The following is a 12,760-nucleotide window of genomic DNA, read 5'->3' on the forward strand; positions in this document are numbered from 1 at the left end:
AGCATCAGAGGAATTCGATGGCCCGTCCACGTCAGCATGCACCGGAAGCGCTGCATGCGCGGGTAATGGAGACCTGCGATGAATGGCTCAAAGAGCAGCCCGTTCACGCCCTGTCTCTGCGCAACCTGGCTCGCGAAGTCGGTTGTGCGCCCAGCACCCTGCTCAAGCTTTATGGCAGCTTCGGCAACCTGCTCCAGCACGTCAATCTGGCGACGCTGGACAGGCTGCGCGATGCGATAGCCGGACAGGAGACGCCGAGTCCTTCGGAGCGCCTCAAGGCCTTGGCGCGCGCCTACTGGGGCTTCGCCCAGCGCGACCCTTACCGCTGGCAGCTGCTGTTCGACTTCCCGCTCGCGCAGGAAGGGGAGCTGGACCAGCGTCAGAACGCGATGATCGAAGGGCTGTTCGAACGTGTGGAGGGGGCCTTGGTCGAGTACGCCCCACGCGTCGAGTCCGTCGAGGCCAAGCGCATGGCGCGCACGCTGTGGGGTAGCGTGCACGGTCTGGTGCAGCTGGGCATGAACGAGCGTCTGGGACTCTGGCAGGGGCAGCCACTGGAAGTGACGGAGCTGCTCGATCAGTTGCTGGACACCATGTTGGCGGGGCTCAAGGTACGCAGCGAGGCTGCGTGTGCGGGGGATGCCACGGAAGCTGGCAAATGAGTCGAGAACTGCTCCGGCGACCCCGCTTTGCGCCCTTCTTCTGGACCCAGGCCCTCGGGGCCTTCAATGACAATCTGTTCAAGAACGCCTTGCTGCTGCTGATGACCTTCGTGGTCATCGAGCAGCGGGGCTGGGACACCGGCATCGTCAACAACCTGGCGGCCGGTCTGTTCATCCTGCCTTTTCTGCTGTTCTCCGCCTGGGGCGGCCTGTTGGCTGATCGCCTCGACAAGCAGCGCCTGATCGTGCGACTCAAGTGGCTGGAGCTGGCCACCATGAGCGTGGCGGCCGGCGCCTTGATCTTCGAAGCCTGGGAGTTGCTGCTGGCGCTGCTGTTCATGATGGGCACCCAGTCGGCGCTCTTCGGTCCGGTCAAGTACGCCATCCTGCCCCAGCACCTCAAGCCGGATGAGCTGGTCAGCGGCAATGCCTGGGTCGAGCTGGGCACCTTCCTCGCCATCCTGATCGGTACCCTTGCCGCCGCGGCCTTGATGGCACTGGGCGGCGAGCTGGCACGCTGGGCGCTGTCCGCGTCGCTGGTCTCCCTGTCCCTTCTGGGCGTGATGGCGGCCGGCAAGATTCCGCCGGCCCCCTCCGCTTCGCCCGGCCCCGTGCCGTGGCGTCCGCTCTCCGGCAGCATCGCGGTGATGCGTGAAGGGCTGAGCAATCGCCGGCTTCGCTGGGCGCTGCTGGGCATCAGTGCCTTCTGGTTCCTCGGCGCCAGCTATCTGACGCAGTTGCCGGCCTATGCGCGCGATATCGTGCATGGGGCTGAAGGGGCGACCTCTGCCTTGCTGGCGGCCTTTGCCATCGGTATCGGGCTGGGGTCGCTGGCCTGTGAGCGTGTCTCGCGCGGGCGTCTCGAGACGGGACTGGTGCCCTTCGGCGCGTTGATCATCTTCGCTGGCGGGGTGGATCTTGCCCTGCGCCCGGCACTGGCCGAGGCACAGATGGCCACGCCCTTGATCGAGCTGCTGGGCATCGCCGGTTTCTGGCGCATGTGGCTGGATCTCGGTGTCATCGGCTTCGGCGGCGGCCTCTATATCGTGCCGCTTTACACCCTGCTGCAGATCCGCAGTCCTGAAGATCACCGCGCGCGCATGATCGCGGCCAACAACGTGCTCAATGCCCTGCTGATGGTGCTGTCGGCCGGTGCCGGCATTCTGGTGCTGGGCGTGATGGGGCGCGATATCCCGGACTTCCTGCTGCTGCTGTCCCTGATCAGCGGGCTGATCGCGGTGGTCTGCATGCTGCGTGACCCGCGACCCTTCCTGCGCCTCAATATCTTCATCCTCATCCATCTGATGTATCGCCTGCACCTCAAGGGGCGCTGGCGGATACCGGCGGAAGGGGCGGCGCTGGTGGTGTGCAATCACGTCAGCTTCATGGATGCGCTGATTCTGGGCGGGGCCAGTCCACGCCCGCTGCGTTTCCTGATGGATGCCGAGATCTATCACTCGCCGTGGCTGAAGTGGTTCTTCCGCATCGCCGGGGCGATTCCGGTGGACTCCTCGCGCAAGGACCCGGCCGGCGTTCGCCGCTCGCTGGAGGAAGTCGGCAAGGCGCTGCGCGAGGGAGAAGTCGTGATGATCTTCCCCGAGGGCAAGCTGACGCGTGACGGTGAGGTCGGTCGCTTCCGGCGCGGGCTGGAGTTGATTCTGGCGCGTGATCCGGTGCCGGTGATTCCGATGGCGCTGGGCGGTCTGTGGGGCTCCTGGTTTTCCCACGGCGGCGGGCCTGCCTTCGCCAAGTTTCCGCGGCGCCTGCGCGGGCGGGTAGAGCTGTGCGTCGGGCGTACCTTTGACCCTGTCGGCACCAAGGCGGTGGAGCTCGAAGAGGCGGTGCGTGATCTGCATCGCAAGGCGACACGGCTGGCGCGCTCCCGCTAGCCCTTCAATTTTTTTAGTGCTGCATGAAAATGCCGCCAATGCCGACACGATCGTCAGGCAGGGGCGGCATTTCACGTTCTGGCGACCAGCAGATAGCCACTGGTGGTGAGCGCGGCGTCGCGTCAGTCGCTGGACTGCTCGGAGGGAGCGGTGTGGCGCGTGACCCAGAAGCCGAAGCCGCCGATGGCCCAGGCGCCCAGCATGACCAGCGGCACCGCCAGCATGTCATCGCCGCTCAGCCACAGGCTGGCCAGGGCGCCATAGAGACCGCCGCCGAGATACAGCACCGTGCCGGAGATGGCATTGGCGGCACCATGGCCACGTGCGAACAGCGACTGGTAGTCGGCCATCACGTTGGGCGTGATCATGCCGCCGGCGCCCAGCACGAACAGGATGCCCGGAATCAGGGTGGCGACCTGGACGTTGTCGGTGATGACCAGCGAGATCAGCCAGGTGATGCCGATCCCCTGCATGCACAGCGCCACCTGAACCAGCTTGCGCGTGCGCAGATGCTTGAGGCCGAAGTGGTTGAGGCGGTTGCCGATCAGCATCGCGCCGACATTGGCGCCGAAGGCCAGCGCGAACTCACCGGAGTTCAGCCCCAGCACGCCCTGATAGAGATAGCTCGCGTTGGTCAGGAAGGTGAACATGATGCCGGGTCCGCACAGCAGCAGCATCAGGTGCCCGGGGACGCCGCGCGTGGTCAGTACCGTGCGATAGCTGGCCAATGCGCCGCGCAGGCTGAGCGGTGAACGCTCGCTGGCAGGCAGGGTCTCCGGCAGCCATTGGCGAATGGCGACTCCGGCGATCACGCCATAGACGGCCAGGCCGATGAAGACCATCTGCCAGGTGCTCAGTGCCAGGATGAGAGCGCCGAGGCTGGGGGCGACCAGCGGTGCTGCCATCAGCACCATCATGACGTTGGTCATCAGGCGCGCGGCGTCCTTGCCGGTCGCGACATCGCGCACCACGGTGCGAGAGACGCCGCCGGTCATGCCGGTCGCGATCCCCTGCAGGACACGGAAGACCATCAGCCATTCCAGGCTATGCGTCATGGCGCAGCCGAGACTCGCGATCAAGAACAGCACGATGCCGCCCAGCGCGATCGGGCGACGGCCCAGGCTGTCCGACAGCGGGCCACCACTCAGCTGACCGAAGGCGTAGCCGGCCAAAAAGAAGGTGATGGTCAGACCGAGACGGGAGTGATCGACACCGAATTCCGCGGCCATGGCGGGGATAGCGGGCAGGAAGGCATCCATCGATAGCGGGGCGAGCGCCACCATCAGGGCCAGCAGCACGGTGAAGTGAGGTTGTCGATGCAGGGCGGGTGTCGTCGTTGGGGCGGAAGCTGAAGTCATGAGGGCCATTCGAAGGTTGTGGGGCATTGCAGGGGGAGCGGTGAGTCAGCCTGCTCTGGCGCAGGTCCGTGACGTCTGGCGCTGGCGGGCAGCGCGAACGCGCACAGCATAGCGTGGGTTCGGGCCGCTTGCGTGTCGTGGTCTGCAACACCGTATTGCAGCTGGTTCTTGCACCTGAGCAGCTGTGTCTGAGCACCTGCAAATGAGTACCTGCAAATGAGCACCTGGGCGAGTTGCCGTGCCCCAGACGCGACAGGCCCGCCAATTGGCGGGCCTGTCGTCGAGAGTGCCGTGCTGCGTGGCAATGCGGGTGGGCGTCAGCTGCGCGTGGTGCGAGCCGCCTGCCAGCAGCGTGCCGAGGTGATCTGGTTGTCCTTCACCTGCTGGATCTCGATGCGCGTGGTGCCGATGGCGAGACTGGCCGGGGCATCCGGGAAGGATTCCAGATGTTCCAGAATCAGGCCGTTGAGCGTCTTGGGGCCGTCAGTCGGCAGCTGCCAGCCGATGGCCTTGTTGATCTCGCGGATGTTGGCGGTGCCTTCGATCACGTAGCTGCCGTTGTCCTGCGGGTGGATCTCCTGATGCGTACCGGCGACATCGGTGGTGAACTCGCCGACGATCTCCTCGAGGATGTCCTCCAGCGTTGCCAGCCCCTGCACATCGCCATACTCGTCGACCACGATGCCGATGCGGCGCTTCTGCTTCTGGAAGTTGAGCAGCTGGGTGTGCAGCGGCGTGGATTCCGGGATGAAGTAGGGCTCGCGGGCTTCCTGGATGATGGAGGCCTTGGTGACCTCGTCCAGCGACAGGAAACGCGCCGCGTTGCGCAGGTGCAGGATGCCGATGATGTTGTTGATGTCGCCCTTGTAGACCGGCACCCGCGTGTGCTGACTGGCGCGGATATGGCTGAGGATTATGTCGAGGTCATCGTCCAGGTCGATGCCGAAGATCTCCTGACGCGGCACCATGATGTCATCGACGGTGACGTTCTCGAGATCGAGAATCGACAGCAGCATGCCCTGGTGGCGACGCGGGATCATGCTGCCGGCTTCGTGGACCACGGTGCGCAGCTCGTCGCGGGTCAGGCTGTCGGCGCCGCCGCTGACATCGCGCACGCCGAACAGGCGCAGCAGGCCATTGGAGATGCCATTGACCAGCCAGACCAGCGGGTAGAGCAGCTTGAGCAACGGTTCCAGCACCAGCGAGGCCGGATAGGCGATGCGCTCCGGGTTCACGGCGGCCATGGTCTTGGGCGTCACTTCGGCAAAGATCAGCACCACGATGGTCAGCACGGCGGTCGAGACGGCCGGGCCCGAGACATCACCGAAGTAATGGATCGCGATGATGGTCGCCAGCGAGGCGGCCAGGTTGTTGACGAAGTTGTTGCCGATCAGGATGACGCCGATCAGGCGGTCCGGACGGGAAAGCAGGCGGGTAACACGCTTGGCGCCGCGCTCACCGCCCTTGGCGCGGTGACTGAGACGGTAGCGGTTGATCGACATCATGCCGGTCTCGGAACTCGAGAAGAAGGCAGACAGGATGATCAGGATGACCAGTAGGCCGAACAGCAGCCCCAACGGGGTGTCGTCGCTCAAGAGTGAAGGGTCCTCGGTGGCGGATTTAGGCGCATGATACTGACACGCTCGCTGCAATGCATCAGGCGCAGCGAGCGATCTCTGTCGGGGTGGCAGGGCTTAGTGGGAAAATACCACTTGCAGCACGAACTTGGTGCCGAAGAAGGCCAGCGCCAGTACCAGGCAGCCGCCCAGTGTCCAGCGGGCGGCACGCTGGCCGCGCCAGCCCAGCACGTGATGCCCGAACAGCAGCACGGCGAAGATGATCCAGGCACCGAGGCTGAGCACCGTCTTGTGAGCCAGATGCTGGGCGAACATGTTGTCCAGATAGATGGTGCCGCTGATGATCGACACGCTGAGCAGGATCATGCCGGCCCAGATCAGCTCGAACAGCGCGCGTTCCATGCTGGTTAGTGCCGGCAGTACCTGGACGATGCCGCGGGTATGGCGCTTCTTGAGCGCGTGCTGTTGCAGCGACAGCAGCCCGGCCTGCATGGCCGCGATGCTGAAGAAGGCCAGCGCCGCCACCGAGGTGAAGATGTGGGCGACCAGACCGGGGGAGAGCGGGTTCTCGGTGGTGGCGCTCGGCAGGTTCATCACGCCGAGCACGCAGGCGGCGGCGACCGGGAACAGCGCCGCGCCCCCGGCGATCACCGGCTTGAACAGGCTGGCGGTCACCAGCAGCAGGCAGATGGCCCAGCTGACCAGCGAAGCGCTCTCGAACAGTCCGAGGTGCAGCGCGCCACCGTGGTTGAGCGTGACCCAGACGATGACGGCATGGCAGGCGACGGCGATCAGCGCCAGACTGCGCACCAGACGCGTGCGTGCCGGGACGCGGCGTGTCAGGGTAAGGCCCTGCCAGAGGCCGGCGCCGAGATAGAAGATGATGGCCAGAAAGGCAAAAGGCAGAGCCTGCATGTGCTGTTGTCCAGGTGCCGGAGGGTAGCGGGAGATCAGGCCTCGCATGAGGCACTGTCTATCTGCAGAGACTATACCGAATGCGCCGCCGGGATTGCATCCACTCGCGGTGTCCTGTCGCGTGCTCTCGCGGGCGATGAGGCCTGCGCGGCGACAGACTCCGCATTGCATGACGATTGTCGGCGCTGCTTCCTTCATGCATGTCATCGCCAGGATGGCGACTTGCAAGTCTTGCATGCATGGAGACACGGCCGCCCTGTGCGTATAATGCGCGACAGGATAACCATTCACGCGCTGGGGCGTCATGCCGTGCGCCGGTCACGAGGTGGCTTACGCCCTCGTCCCCGCAGCGCGGACCCCAGACGTCCCTAGCCGGAGAGGCCCATGTTTCAAAGTTTGAGTGATCGCCTGTCGCATACGCTGAAGTCGATTACCGGCCAGGCCAAGCTGACGGAAGACAACATCAAGGACACCCTGCGCGAAGTGCGCAAGGCGTTGCTTGAAGCCGATGTCGCGCTGCCGGTGGTCAAGGCCTTCATCGAGCGAGTGCGCGAACGTGCCGTCGGTCAGGAAGTGTCCAAGAGCCTGTCGCCGGGCCAGCAGTTCGTCAAGATCGTCCAGCAGGAGCTGGAAGCGATCATGGGCGAAGCCAATGAAGGCCTGACGCTCAAGGGCAGTCCGGCCGTCATCCTGATGGCAGGCCTGCAGGGTGCGGGCAAGACGACCACCGTCGCCAAGCTGGCACGCTACCTGCGCGAGCGCGAGAAGAAGAAGGTGCTGGTGGTCTCGGCCGACGTCTATCGTCCGGCCGCCATCGACCAGCTGGAAACGCTGGCCAAGGAAGTCGGGGTCGATTTCTTCCCCTCCGACTCCTCCCAGCAGCCGGTGGCCATCGCCGAAGCGGCGATGAAGCACGCGCGTATCCAGTTCCACGACGTGGTGCTGGTCGATACCGCCGGTCGCCTGCATGTCGATGCCGACATGATGGACGAGATCGCCGCCCTGCACCGCAGCGTCAATCCCGACGAGACGCTGTTCGTCGTCGATGCGATGACCGGTCAGGATGCCGCCAACACCGCCAAGGCCTTCCATGAAGCCTTGCCGCTGACCGGTGTCGTGCTGACCAAGGCCGACGGTGATGCGCGTGGCGGTGCGGCCCTGTCCGTGCGTCACATCACCGGCAAGCCGATCAAGTTCATGGGCATGGGGGAGAAGGTCGACGCCCTCGAACCCTTCCACCCGGACCGGATCGCCTCGCGCATCCTCGGCATGGGCGACATGCTGTCGCTGATCGAGGAAGCCGAGCGCACCGTCGACAAGAGCAAGGCCGAGCAGCTGGCCAACAAGGTCAAGAAGGGCTCGGGCTTCGATCTCGAGGACTTCCGTGACCAGCTCCAGCAGCTCAAGAACATGGGTGGCATGGGCAGCCTGATGTCCAAGCTGCCGGGCATGGGTCAGCTGGCGGAAGTCGCCCAGAGCCAGGCCAGCGAGAAGGAGCTGGGCAAGCTCGAGGCGATGATCAACTCCATGACGCCCAAGGAACGCCGTAACCCGGATCTCATCAATGGGTCGCGCAAGCGCCGCATCTGCATGGGCTCCGGTACCCAGGTGCCGGACCTCAACCGTCTGCTCAAGCAGCACAAGCAGATGGCCAAGATGATGAAGAAGGCCGGCAAGAAAGGTGGCATGCAGAAGATGATGCGTGGCATGTCCGGCATGATGGGCGGTGGCGGTGGTCCTGGCGGCCCCGGCGGCCCCGGCGGTATGGGTGGCATGGGCGGTATGGGTGGCCCCGGCGGCATGGGCGGCGGACGCTTCCCGCGTCGCTGATTGCTGACCCGATGCCCGATGCAGCGCTGATGAGACATGGGCGCTGACACCAGGAATTGCGCTCCGTGGCACGTCCCGTGTCGCGGAGCGTGTGTATGGCCTTGGAAAAAGGTTTCCAAGGCTTGCCAATTTCCGTAGAATGTCGCCTCTTCGTGTGGACCCTCCATGCGAAGACGAGTTCTGTGGCACGATTTTCACTTCAACACGAAGGACAGATTACGCAATGGTTACCATTCGTCTGGCACGTGGTGGCGCCAAGAAGCGTCCCTTCTACCACCTCGCTGTGGCTGATTCCCGCACAGCCCGTGATGGCCGCTTCATCGAGCGCGTCGGCTTCTTCAACCCGGTCGCTCGCGGCCAGGAAGAGCGTCTGCGCGTCGATCTCGAGCGCGTCGCTCACTGGCAGCAGCAGGGCGCACAGGTCTCTGACCGTGTCGCTCAGCTGATCAAGGAAGCTGGCAAGCAGCAGGCTTGATTCCAGGATGCCTACTCAACCGAACAACCCGCAGCCGACCGCAGCGTCATCGCATGACGATGATGTCGTGGTAATGGGGAAGCTTACCAGCCCCTATGGCGTCAAAGGCTGGCTCAAGGTGTATTCCTACACCAGCCCGATTGACGGCATCTTCGATTACGCTGGCTGGATGCTGAAGCTGGACGGGAAGCAGATTCCCGCCCGCCTCGCTCAGGCACGTCGCCATGGCAAGGGCCTGGTGGCACAGCTCGAAGGTATCGACAGTCGCGAAGCAGCACAGGAGCTGGCCGGGGCGGAGATTCTCCTGCCCAAGCAGCACCTGCCGCAGCTGGAAGTCGGTGAGTACTACTGGCATCAACTGGAAGGTCTCGAGGTGGTAACGCTGGATGGCCAGCGCCTCGGGAAAGTGAGCACCCTGATGGAAACCGGTGCCAACGACGTTCTGGTGATAAAGCCGAACGACGACAGCATCGATGAGAAGGAACGGCTCGTGCCGTACCTTCCCGATCAGGTGGTTCGCGATGTGGATCTCACCACTGGGCGCATGAGCGTCGACTGGGATCCCGAATTCTGATGTTAAGCACAGAGAGCTGACGCCTGTGTGGATTGGTGTAGTGAGCCTGTTTCCGGAAATGTTCACGGCGATTACCGCCAGTGGCGTGACCGGCCGAGCGGTCGACAAGGGCCTGCTCGAGGTCGATTTCTGGAATCCTCGCGACTACGCCACCGACAGGCACCGTACGGTCGATGATCGTCCCTACGGCGGTGGTCCCGGCATGTTGATGAAGGTCGAGACCCTGCGTGGCGCCATTCGTGACGCCCGCGCCGCTGGCGGTGACAACGCTCGTGTGATCTATCTCTCCCCGCAAGGCCGCAAGCTGGATCAGGCCGGTGCCCGCGAACTGGCGACGCAAGAGCGTCTGATCGTGGTGGCCGGACGCTATGAAGGCATTGATGAGCGCGTGGTGGAAGAGGAGATCGACGAGGAGTGGTCGATCGGCGATTACGTCCTGTCTGGCGGGGAACTGCCGGCCATGGTCCTGATCGATACGGTGGCACGCCTGGTGCCGGGCGTACTCGGGCATGAAGCCAGCGCGGAGGAGGATTCCTTCACCGATGGCCTGCTCGATTGTCCGCACTATACCCGCCCTGAAGTCATCGACGGCAAGCGGGTGCCGGATGTTCTGCTCAGTGGCAATCATGCCCTGATCAAGCGCTGGCGGTTGCAGCAGTCTCTGGGACGTACCTGGCTCAGGCGTCCGGATTTGCTGGAGAGTCGCACGTTGACTCGTGAGGAGCGCAAGCTGCTCGACGAGTTCATCGCGCAGCACGCCCGGAAAGGCAAGGCCTGACCGCTGCGAACCGAAAGTTCGCTGTCAGGAGAAGGCCGCCACCGTGGCGGAGGTGCGGCACGGCCCGGAGTCATCTTGCGGGAGTTCCGTGGCGCGTCACACACAAGGTCGATCCCCGTGTTCAAGGCCGTTTGCGGTGCCGGGGTCATGACGAACATCAATCCCAGGATTGATGCTAACGAATTTGGAGCTAGCGATGAGCAGCAAGAATAAACTGATCCAGGCGATCGAAAACGAGCAGATGGCCAAGGAAATCCCGGCCTTTGCACCGGGCGACACCATCGTCGTCCAGGTCAAGGTCGTCGAAGGTACTCGCGAGCGTCTGCAGGCCTTCGAAGGCGTGGTGATCGGCAAGCGTAACCGCGGTCTGAACTCCGCCTTCACCGTCCGCAAGATCTCCCACGGTGTGGGCGTCGAGCGTACCTTCCAGACTTACAGCCCGCAGGTTGCCGCTATCGACGTCAAGCGTCGTGGTGACGTCCGTCAGGCCAAGCTGTACTACCTCCGTGAGCGTAGCGGCAAGTCTGCACGCATCAAGGAAAAGCTGGGCTAAGCGCTCCGCATTCCCTGACTGCAGAACTCGGCAGTACTGCGGGGGAGCGAATTGCCACTTGCTCCTCCGCCATATGAAGACCCCGCCATGCATCGCATGGCGGGGTCTTCGTGTTTGTGCACCTGGGAAATCCGCTGTGACTTGCAGCGGGTTCATTTCATCGTCAGGGCATCACGGTAGAATCGAGGCTCACGCAGGCCAGGTGCCGCGGAACATGACGGCCACGGCGAGCGCGGATGACGCGTCATTGAGGACGGGGAAGCGGGAATGATGGACGACGATGCGTTGGTCGAGGCCTTTCTCGATACGTTGTGGCTAGAGCGGGGTGCCAGTGACAATACGCTCGGCGCCTATCGCAGTGATCTCACGGCCTGGCGGCGCTGGTTGGCCGATCAGGCGGAGACGGGCGCTGACGCGGTGCCGTTGCTGAGCGTGGCACCGCAGCAGGTGCAGGCCTTCTGTGACTCGCGGCGTGAGTCGCATGCGCTGCGCTCCACGGCGCGCCTGCTGTCGGCATTGCGGCGCTTCTATCGCTGGGCGCTGGCCGAAGGCGTGATCGAGGCGGACCCGCTGCATGAGGTGCGCCTGCCGCGCGTGATTCCCAGCCTGCCGAGCACGCTGGATGAGGAGGAGGTCGAGCGCCTGCTGGAGGCGCCGGATCTCGACACGCCCATCGGGCTGCGCGACCGCACCATGCTCGAAGTGCTCTATGGAGCGGGCCTGCGCATCAGCGAGCTGGTCAACCTGAGTGTCGATGCGCTCAATCTGCGCCAGGGTGTCGTGCGTGTCACCGGCAAGGGCGATCGTGAGCGGCTGGTGCCGCTGGGCGAGGAGGCCTGTGACTGGTTGTCACGCTGGCTGTCCGTTGGCCGACCTGCGATGATGGCCGACCAGACGCGTCCGGCACTGTTTCCCGGCCGACACGACAAGGCCATGACGCGACAGACCTTCTGGCATCGCATCCGGCGTCACGCCGTGACTGCGGCCATCAGCAAGCCTCTGTCACCGCATACGCTGCGCCATGCCTTCGCCACGCACCTGCTCAATCACGGTGCCAACCTGCGTGTCGTGCAGCTGTTGCTGGGACATCGTGATCTTTCCACGACCCAGATCTATACCCATGTGGCCCAGGCGCGTCTGGAGCGTCTGCATGCCGAACATCATCCGCGTGGCTGAGTGTCCTTCCCTCTGCGCGCGGACGCCAAGGAGTGTTTGATGAGCAAGTCTTTCCGTCGTCCGCAGGCCCTGTCCCGTGCGATCCGCCTCCTGAGCGCCAGTGCCATGCTGACGCTTGTGGCGCCATTGGCCCAGGCTGATGCGCTGGATGATCTGCGCGACAAGCTCGTCGTCAATGGCCAGCCGCTGCCGGTCGAATCACTGGCCTCAAGCCCCATCGACGGCCTCTATGAGGTGCGTCTGACCAGTGGCGAGAGCTTCTTTACCGATATCGACGGCAAGCATCTGATCGTGGGTGAGATGTACCGCAACGATGGCGACAAGGGGCTGGTCAATCTCAGCGAGCAGAAGGCCAATGGCGAGCGCCTCGAGCTGCTGGCCGAGGTCAGTGAAGATGATATGGTCATCTTCCGCCCGGCGGGTGAGGTCAAGGCGGTGATCAGTGTCTTCACCGATACCACCTGCCCGTATTGCCGCAAGCTGCACCAGGAAGTGCCGGAACTCAATGCACGTGGCATCGAAGTGCGCTATCTGGCCTTCCCGCGCGGTGGCATGCGCTCGCAGGGCGCGCGTGAACTGGCGCAGGTGTGGTGTGCGGACAACCCCACCGAGGCGATGAACCAGATCAAGAATGAGGGCGAAGTGCCCAAGCAGGCGGCCAGCTGCGATGCGCCGGTGCAAAGCCAGTATCAGCTGGGCACGCGCATGGGAGTGCAGGGTACCCCGGCCATCGTGATGCCGGATGGCCAGATGGTGCCGGGCTACCTGCCGGTGGAGCGTCTTGCCAGCATGCTGGGCATCGATGACTGAATCACAGGCGACAAGACTGCGCGTTGACAGGGCGTCCTGCCTTGCTACCGTGGTCACGACAGACGTACGTGCAGGATGTCTGGATAATAGACCGACGTGAGATCGGCAAGGCCGTCGCTGACAGTGGCGCGGCCCTCAAGGCTGGATACCGTAACAAGAGAGG

12 protein-coding genes are annotated in these 12,760 nt (G+C 64.0%); 9 read left to right on the forward strand and 3 right to left on the reverse strand.

What is annotated here, in order from left to right:
* The first annotated feature begins 17 nt into the window (after nucleotides 1–17).
* Nucleotides 18–662, forward strand: a complete 645-nt coding sequence (locus tag ACJJV2_RS00780) for a TetR/AcrR family transcriptional regulator (protein WP_043336466.1) — start codon at nucleotides 18–20, stop codon at nucleotides 660–662.
* Nucleotides 659–2,551, forward strand: a complete 1,893-nt coding sequence (locus ACJJV2_RS00785) for an MFS transporter (RefSeq protein ID WP_405277700.1) — start codon at nucleotides 659–661, stop codon at nucleotides 2,549–2,551. The genes ACJJV2_RS00780 and ACJJV2_RS00785 overlap by 4 nt, the downstream gene beginning before the upstream one ends.
* Nucleotides 2,552–2,673: 122 nt before the next feature.
* On the opposite strand, the gene ACJJV2_RS00790 is transcribed toward ACJJV2_RS00785, so the two are convergent.
* From ACJJV2_RS00790 to ACJJV2_RS00800, 3 genes are all read right to left on the reverse strand, one after another.
* Nucleotides 2,674–3,909 (reverse strand): multidrug effflux MFS transporter, encoded by a 1,236-nt coding sequence (locus tag ACJJV2_RS00790; RefSeq protein WP_405277703.1) that lies wholly within the window; start codon nucleotides 3,907–3,909, stop codon nucleotides 2,674–2,676.
* Between the two features lie 317 nt (nucleotides 3,910–4,226).
* Nucleotides 4,227–5,504 carry an HlyC/CorC family transporter gene (locus tag ACJJV2_RS00795; RefSeq protein ID WP_043336457.1) on the reverse strand — a complete coding sequence of 426 codons (1,278 nt, stop codon included), beginning with the start codon at nucleotides 5,502–5,504 and terminating at the stop codon, nucleotides 4,227–4,229.
* A 99-nt stretch (nucleotides 5,505–5,603) separates the two neighbouring features.
* The gene (locus ACJJV2_RS00800; RefSeq protein WP_153636634.1) at nucleotides 5,604–6,401 is read right to left on the reverse strand and encodes an inner membrane protein YpjD; all 798 of its coding nucleotides are present in this window, start codon (nucleotides 6,399–6,401) and stop codon (nucleotides 5,604–5,606) included.
* A 384-nt stretch (nucleotides 6,402–6,785) separates the two neighbouring features.
* On the opposite strand from ACJJV2_RS00800, the gene ffh reads away from it, so the two are divergent.
* From ffh to ACJJV2_RS00835, 7 genes are all read left to right on the forward strand, one after another.
* Nucleotides 6,786–8,231, forward strand: coding sequence for a signal recognition particle protein (gene ffh / locus ACJJV2_RS00805; protein ID WP_405277708.1), 1,446 nt, complete (start codon nucleotides 6,786–6,788; stop codon nucleotides 8,229–8,231).
* Nucleotides 8,232–8,454: 223 nt separating this feature from the next.
* The gene (rpsP, locus tag ACJJV2_RS00810; RefSeq protein ID WP_043336448.1) at nucleotides 8,455–8,706 is read left to right on the forward strand and encodes a 30S ribosomal protein S16; all 252 of its coding nucleotides are present in this window, start codon (nucleotides 8,455–8,457) and stop codon (nucleotides 8,704–8,706) included.
* Nucleotides 8,707–8,713: 7 nt separating this feature from the next.
* Nucleotides 8,714–9,280: a ribosome maturation factor RimM gene (gene rimM / locus ACJJV2_RS00815; RefSeq protein WP_082388946.1), complete on the forward strand. Its 567-nt coding sequence runs from the start codon at nucleotides 8,714–8,716 to the stop codon at nucleotides 9,278–9,280.
* 25 nt (nucleotides 9,281–9,305) lie between these two features.
* Nucleotides 9,306–10,058: a tRNA (guanosine(37)-N1)-methyltransferase TrmD gene (trmD, locus tag ACJJV2_RS00820; protein ID WP_043336440.1), complete on the forward strand. Its 753-nt coding sequence runs from the start codon at nucleotides 9,306–9,308 to the stop codon at nucleotides 10,056–10,058.
* 196 nt (nucleotides 10,059–10,254) lie between these two features.
* Nucleotides 10,255–10,611 (forward strand): 50S ribosomal protein L19, encoded by a 357-nt coding sequence (gene rplS / locus ACJJV2_RS00825; RefSeq protein WP_043336437.1) that lies wholly within the window; start codon nucleotides 10,255–10,257, stop codon nucleotides 10,609–10,611.
* A gap of 270 nt (nucleotides 10,612–10,881) precedes the next feature.
* Complete coding sequence (xerD, locus tag ACJJV2_RS00830; RefSeq protein WP_405277889.1) at nucleotides 10,882–11,787, forward strand: site-specific tyrosine recombinase XerD; 906 nt, start codon at nucleotides 10,882–10,884, stop codon at nucleotides 11,785–11,787.
* Between the two features lie 39 nt (nucleotides 11,788–11,826).
* Nucleotides 11,827–12,597: a DsbC family protein gene (locus ACJJV2_RS00835; RefSeq protein ID WP_405277714.1), complete on the forward strand. Its 771-nt coding sequence runs from the start codon at nucleotides 11,827–11,829 to the stop codon at nucleotides 12,595–12,597.
* Nucleotides 12,598–12,760 lie beyond the last annotated feature (163 nt).

Origin of the sequence: Cobetia sp. Ld8 (assembly GCF_045066615.1) — a bacterium.
Taxonomy (GTDB): domain Bacteria; phylum Pseudomonadota; class Gammaproteobacteria; order Pseudomonadales; family Halomonadaceae; genus Cobetia; species Cobetia amphilecti.

Excerpts from the sequence above, each read along its gene's own strand:
- ACJJV2_RS00780 (WP_043336466.1), top strand. The coding sequence starts at position 18 with ATGGCCCGTCCACGTCAGCATGCACCGGAAGCGCTGCATGCGCGGGTA.
- ACJJV2_RS00785 (WP_405277700.1), top strand. The coding sequence starts at position 659 with ATGAGTCGAGAACTGCTCCGGCGACCCCGCTTTGCGCCCTTCTTCTGG.
- ACJJV2_RS00790 (WP_405277703.1), bottom strand. The coding sequence starts at position 3,909 with ATGACTTCAGCTTCCGCCCCAACGACGACACCCGCCCTGCATCGACAA.
- ACJJV2_RS00800 (WP_153636634.1), bottom strand. The coding sequence starts at position 6,401 with ATGCAGGCTCTGCCTTTTGCCTTTCTGGCCATCATCTTCTATCTCGGC.
- ffh (WP_405277708.1), top strand. The coding sequence starts at position 6,786 with ATGTTTCAAAGTTTGAGTGATCGCCTGTCGCATACGCTGAAGTCGATT.
- rpsP (WP_043336448.1), top strand. The coding sequence starts at position 8,455 with ATGGTTACCATTCGTCTGGCACGTGGTGGCGCCAAGAAGCGTCCCTTC.
- rimM (WP_082388946.1), top strand. The coding sequence starts at position 8,714 with ATGCCTACTCAACCGAACAACCCGCAGCCGACCGCAGCGTCATCGCAT.
- rplS (WP_043336437.1), top strand. The coding sequence starts at position 10,255 with ATGAGCAGCAAGAATAAACTGATCCAGGCGATCGAAAACGAGCAGATG.
- xerD (WP_405277889.1), top strand. The coding sequence starts at position 10,882 with ATGGACGACGATGCGTTGGTCGAGGCCTTTCTCGATACGTTGTGGCTA.
- ACJJV2_RS00835 (WP_405277714.1), top strand. The coding sequence starts at position 11,827 with ATGAGCAAGTCTTTCCGTCGTCCGCAGGCCCTGTCCCGTGCGATCCGC.